The organism is Bacillus sp. JJ1521, from assembly GCF_036965165.1.
Lineage (GTDB): Bacteria > Bacillota > Bacilli > Bacillales > Bacillaceae_L > Ferdinandcohnia.
This window is the reverse complement of the sequence record NZ_JBALOX010000026.1, coordinates 1-5,412: the sequence shown is the minus strand read 5'-3', so window position 1 is coordinate 5,412 and position 5,412 is coordinate 1. Positions and strand designations below refer to the sequence as shown.

At 36.0% G+C, this 5,412-nt stretch carries 5 protein-coding genes; all 5 read right to left on the bottom strand.

From position 1 onward, the window contains the following. A partial coding sequence (locus V7147_RS04895; protein ID WP_335366744.1) for a dynamin family protein occupies positions 1–1,711 on the bottom strand: 1,711 nt, incomplete at its 3' end. Positions 1,712–1,811: 100 nt separating this feature from the next. After that, positions 1,812–2,018, bottom strand: coding sequence for a hypothetical protein (locus V7147_RS04890; protein WP_335366743.1), 207 nt, complete (start codon positions 2,016–2,018; stop codon positions 1,812–1,814). Next, a complete protein-coding gene (locus V7147_RS04885) occupies positions 2,015–2,587 on the bottom strand; it encodes an isoprenylcysteine carboxyl methyltransferase family protein (RefSeq protein ID WP_335366742.1) in 573 nt (190 codons plus the stop codon). The genes V7147_RS04890 and V7147_RS04885 overlap by 4 nt, the downstream gene beginning before the upstream one ends. A 1-nt stretch (position 2,588) precedes the next feature. Beyond that, the gene (locus V7147_RS04880; RefSeq protein WP_335366741.1) at positions 2,589–3,677 is read right to left on the bottom strand and encodes a type III polyketide synthase; all 1,089 of its coding nucleotides are present in this window, start codon (positions 3,675–3,677) and stop codon (positions 2,589–2,591) included. A gap of 215 nt (positions 3,678–3,892) precedes the next feature. Further along, positions 3,893–4,972 (bottom strand): PRK06851 family protein, encoded by a 1,080-nt coding sequence (locus V7147_RS04875; RefSeq protein ID WP_335366740.1) that lies wholly within the window; start codon positions 4,970–4,972, stop codon positions 3,893–3,895. Between the last annotated feature and the right edge of the window lie 440 nt (positions 4,973–5,412).

The following is a 5,412-nucleotide window of genomic DNA, read 5'->3' as shown; positions in this document are numbered from 1 at the left end:
TATTTATCTCTTTTAAAATTTCTTCCGTTGAGGAAATCTCCACATGTTCAGTAAATCGTGAAAGTAAGTGTTCAACTGATTCGTTATTATTAATTGTAGAATCACCGTTCATGATATCTTCAAGCATCATTCGAATTTCTGCACGTTTTGTTTCAAATTTTTTTAATGTTGCAAATGCTTCTGAATAAACCTCATATTTTTGTAACTCGGCTTTTAATTCAGTTTCTTCTTTGGCAGTGCTAACTTTCATTTGCTCAAGAATGTCATGTAAAAATCCAACCGCTTTTTGTTTATATTTTCTTTTAATATAATTTCCTACATCGTTAGTAAAGGTTAAGATATACTCCCCTGTTACTCCTGCACTGGTCTTGATTAAATTTTTCAATTCAACAGGAGACAGTTCAATTGCCAGCTCATTTCCAGATGGTTGTTTTGAAAGTCTTAAACTTTCAATAAATTTCCCAACAAAGTCCTTCAAATGCCATTCTAATTGAGTGGACATTTTCTCTTTTACATCATTGAAGAAGGCTTGCAAACGGTCCTCACGTTCTTTTTCTGTTTTATTTTTGGAAAATAATAATCCCACTTTAAAATCTGGTTGAACGGATTCAACAAAAAGCTTTGCAAGGTCGCGTGTTTGGAACGGCATAAGAATCGCATTTGATAAAATGGTTTCGATCTCTTCAATAAATTCCTTTTCAATTTTTTCTCGTTTCCTTGAAAAACCCGCTAAACGTTGGTACAATTCGTCGATTTGAGCCGGGATTGTTTCTCTCTCCGCAACAGATAATGAACGAAGCTTTTCCTTTGTAGTTTCTAGTTCTAGTGCATTTTTATCATCTAAAAACGCAATATGCTCAAGAATAATTTGTCTTGCAGAATGAAAAACGCCTTCTAATAAAAGCTGGTCCTTCTTGGCAATTTTATCATGAAGCAGCTGCTGAACCTGCTTGAACTGATTATGCTCATTATCTGGATCCTTAAGTGTTGTATAAAAAATGTCTGAGTAAGCAACATTCCAGTTTTGGAATGCCTCCTCCACCCCTTGTTTAAAGGACGTAAAGCTTAATTCCGTTTCTTTATGTTTATCAACTTGGTTTACGATCAAATAAACCGTCTTATTTCGATCAGTCAGTTCCTTTGTAAATTGGAAATTTAGCTCGGATAGGACATGATTATAGTCCATCACATAAAAGAGTAAATCTGCTAAATGCAATGCTGATTCTGTTGATACGCGGTGGGCATCATCAGTTGAGTCAATCCCGGGCGTATCCATGACAATCACTTGCTCTGGCAGTTTCATATTATCATGACTGATTTCAATCGATTCGATTGCTTCCCCGTCTTTTGCATATGATTTGATTACATCATAATCATAAGGTGCAGGGTACTCAATGATTTTCCCATCTCGATAATAGACGCGTGCATATTCACGGCCCGTTTTTACTTTTACTAGATTTGCACTTGTTGGAATCGGGCTTGATGGCAGAAGACTCTCCCCAATGAGTTCGTTGATCATGCTCGATTTTCCAGCTGAGAAATGGCCCGAAAAGCCAATCATATATTCTAAATTTTTTAGTTTTTTTAGCAACTGGATAATTTTTGAACTACTTTCTGTGTCATTGTTTTTTTCGAAAATGTCATATAAGGAAGATAGTCTCTTTTCCAAGTCTTCCTTTGTCATGTGTTTAGTTTGTTGTGTTTGAATCATGTCTAATCCCCTTATTGAACAATGCATAATTGTGTATATATATGTATTTTACTCTACACCCTCGGTTTTGACAAAGCAGAATATTTAAGAAACTANNTATTTACCTGGTTACGTGGACGGGATTGTGATGTTTTTTAGGATTTTGTTTAGGGTTTGAAACATGATGTAGAACGTAATACATAATAAAGCCATATATTCCAATTGTTAAGGATACAAATAATGTAAGCATTTCTTCACCAGCTTTCAACTGATAGTGATAATTATTTTCATTTAAAATAAGTGTATCATCCGTTTTTACTCTTTTCAATCTTTTTTTATCGTTTTCATTCCATTTTGAATGATTCCGCTTCGGGCTATTCCAGGCTGTTGATACTCCTCATGTACACTTAATGCCCGCTCTTCAATTGGAATTCGGATAGACATCATCACAAAGTTTAGTATTGAAAAGATTATTCCGGTGACATACGCTTGAAATAAAATCGGTATGATAATGAACTCAAGGGCAACAATTAAATAATTAGGATGCTTGAAATATTTATATGGGCCTTTTACCTGCACCTGACTTTCCGGTAAAATCATGATTTTCGTATTCCAAAACATTCCAAGTGAAGTTAGTGCCCACACTCTACCGGCCTGAGTAAATGCAAATAACACAAATAAAATAGGATACAACTCAGACAATTCATTTCCTCGATAAATAACCTCGACGATTAGTGATACAAAAAACAAGATATGGGTGAGCACAATGTATTTGTAATGACCGCTACCAACCTCATATCCGCCTTGTGATAAAATCCATTTTTCATTTCGTTTCGCAATTCGCAGTTCAATCAATCTCTGAGTAATGACCAATGCAATAATAATCCAAAATATCATCCTAATTCCTCCATTGTAAAAGGACTAATTCGGAGCTAAATCCAGGACCCAAGGCTGTTACAAGCCCATAATCTCCTTCATGTCCCAGTTGCTTCTCCATAAACTCCTTCAATACGTAAAGCACTGTAACAGAAGACATATTCCCCTGCCTTCGTAATACCTCTCTAGCAATGTCTGTCATCGAACTTGGAATTTCAAGGGCAGCTTCATATGCATCCAGAACCTTTTTCCCACCAGGATGGGCTATAAAATGCCTAGTATCATTTATTTCAAGCTGATTGGCATGTAAAAATTCATCCACATTTCCCTTCAACCATGATTTCACAATACTCGGAATATCCTTTGAAAATATGACGTGAAGACCAGTATTTTTAATATCCCAACCCATCACATCCTCTGAATCCGCCAATAAGGTCGATTGGGATGAAACAAAGGTCGGTAGAACATTGCTTATCGAATGATGCTGCACCTCTTCCCCACTAATACATACACATGCTGTACCATCAGCAAACAACGAGGTTCCGATCAAATTGCTCTTTGTGAAATCATTTTTTTGAAAGGTTAAGCTACAAAGTTCTACAGCTAGGACAAGCACTTTTGCCTTTGGGTAAGCTTTACAATAATCAAACGCCCGTGCTAAGCCGGAGGCTCCTCCTGCACACCCAAGCCCCCAAATTGGAATTCGCTTCGTATGTGGACCGAAGTCTATTTTATTCATGATTTTCGCTTCTATACTCGGGGTCGCGATTCCTGAGCTTGAAATAAAAAAGATGGCATCGATTTCTCGAGGATTTATCATGTTTGCAAGCAAATTTTGATTCCTTAAACAGTTACGAATCGCTTCTGCACCATATGTTACAGCCTTCTCAATATATGTATTATTTTTTTCCTCAAAGCTATGCTCTTTGCCATACCATTCCAATGTTTCACTAAAATACCGCTCCTCGATCTCACTGTTGGCAAATACTTTGATGAGCCGATCAATATCCGGAAATTGTTCATAAAAGAGGTCCCTAATAAATTCGGTTGTTTTCGATTGATTGATTTTATTTGGTGGATTGCATATACCAACTGAAAGCACTTTAGGCATAGAAAGCTCCCCTTTCTCTAAAGGAATTCTTAAGGTTACTTTTTCCAGTTGTGTAATAAGTATGCAATTTTCGAAAATGGACATAAAAAAAGCCTTCCCACATTACGGGAAAGCTCACGTTTCAAAGGAGTTGTTTTGTTGTTGTGCATTTATAGTATAACGCAAACTTTTCAAACATTCACCAGTAAAATTTTGGTTTCCTTTTACTATTCTTTCTATAATAATTTCTTCACTAGTTCCTCACGTTTTTTGTCAATTGCTTCGAAGTCCATCGCAGCTTTGTAGTATTCTTCTAGCTTGTCGTGCAGTCGTTTTGCCTCACTTAAATAATTCGTACCGATTGTCATCTTATTTTTATAATCAAGATTTAACTCTTCTATTTCCGTTTTGAATGTGCTTTCGATTTTCGGGTCCATGCATAATGCAAACATATCTACAATTTCATCTTGCTCACGGAATGGGTCGACAACATGTGGTGCCGTGCCATCAACGATTGACACGCTTAGTTTTGGAATAATAATCATGTCAATGCTTTTTGGATCAAATGCACAGTGGAAATATTCAACCGATAAACCATGCTGTTCGGCATGCTTTGCAATCTTTTTCATCAACGTTGACTTGCCGCTTCCTGGTCTTCCTTTAATAATAAAACGTTTCTCATATTCTTCCGTAATATTATCGATAAAATTAACCGCACCCTTTGGTGTAGCCGCTCCAAAGAATCGCTTCCGTTTTGTTGGTTTTTCATCCGCTTCGAAAGGCTTGCTAAAAATCGTATCAATTAAATTTTGAAGTACCGCATCAGCCTTTTTAAAGCTCATCGATGAGACATAAATATCCTCACGCTTTAAATGAACTTTCTTTGCTTCTGAAAAGGTTTTATAGGCATTTTCATAGTTCTTTGAGATATCATCTGTTAATTCGATGATTTCGTTTTTAAATTGCTCTAAGTATTGATCATTGCGAAATTGGCCAAGATCGATTACCTTCTCGACAACTCCTGGGTACCTGGGCTCGATCACATGTGGTGCCGTACCGTCTACAAATCCTAATTTTCGTTCTGGAATAACGATTCCATCTATAGAGTGATTATCTGAAGAGCAATGTAAGTATTCAAGATCATAGCCTTTATCCATGAATACAAGACCGATTTTTCTCATGAAGGTGGATTTACCTGTACCAGGTCCTCCTTTTAAAATATATAGAGTTTCCAAGCCCTCCAATGCCTCATCATACAACGAGAAAAAACCTACACTAGAATTGGTACCTGCATAATAATTTTTTACTTTTGCCATATGGACTGTATCCTCCTTCTAGACATTCGCCTATTTTAGACTATGGAGAAAGAGACTTCTGTGTGAATAAAAATGAAAATTTTTACACTCCTGTCATAGAGGAAGTTGTTTTTTAAATATAATATCCACGATTGTTAAGCCATTAAAAAACCACTATAAAAATAGTGATTAAGATGATTTCTGATCGTTCTTTTGAACATTTATATCGATTTGAGTAATCACACCACACCCACATTTAAAACATCTTTCTTTGTTATTTAGGAGAATCGTATGACATCTTGAACAATAATATCTAATCATGTACACACATCCTTTTTGTATATGGTATGTTTCGTTCAAAAAGCTGTTATTCGATTTGTCACAAATTATTCAAATGTTCCCTTTCCCAAATGTGATAAAAATCACTGTTTTACTAAGTTTTCACTATTAATATAGTGATT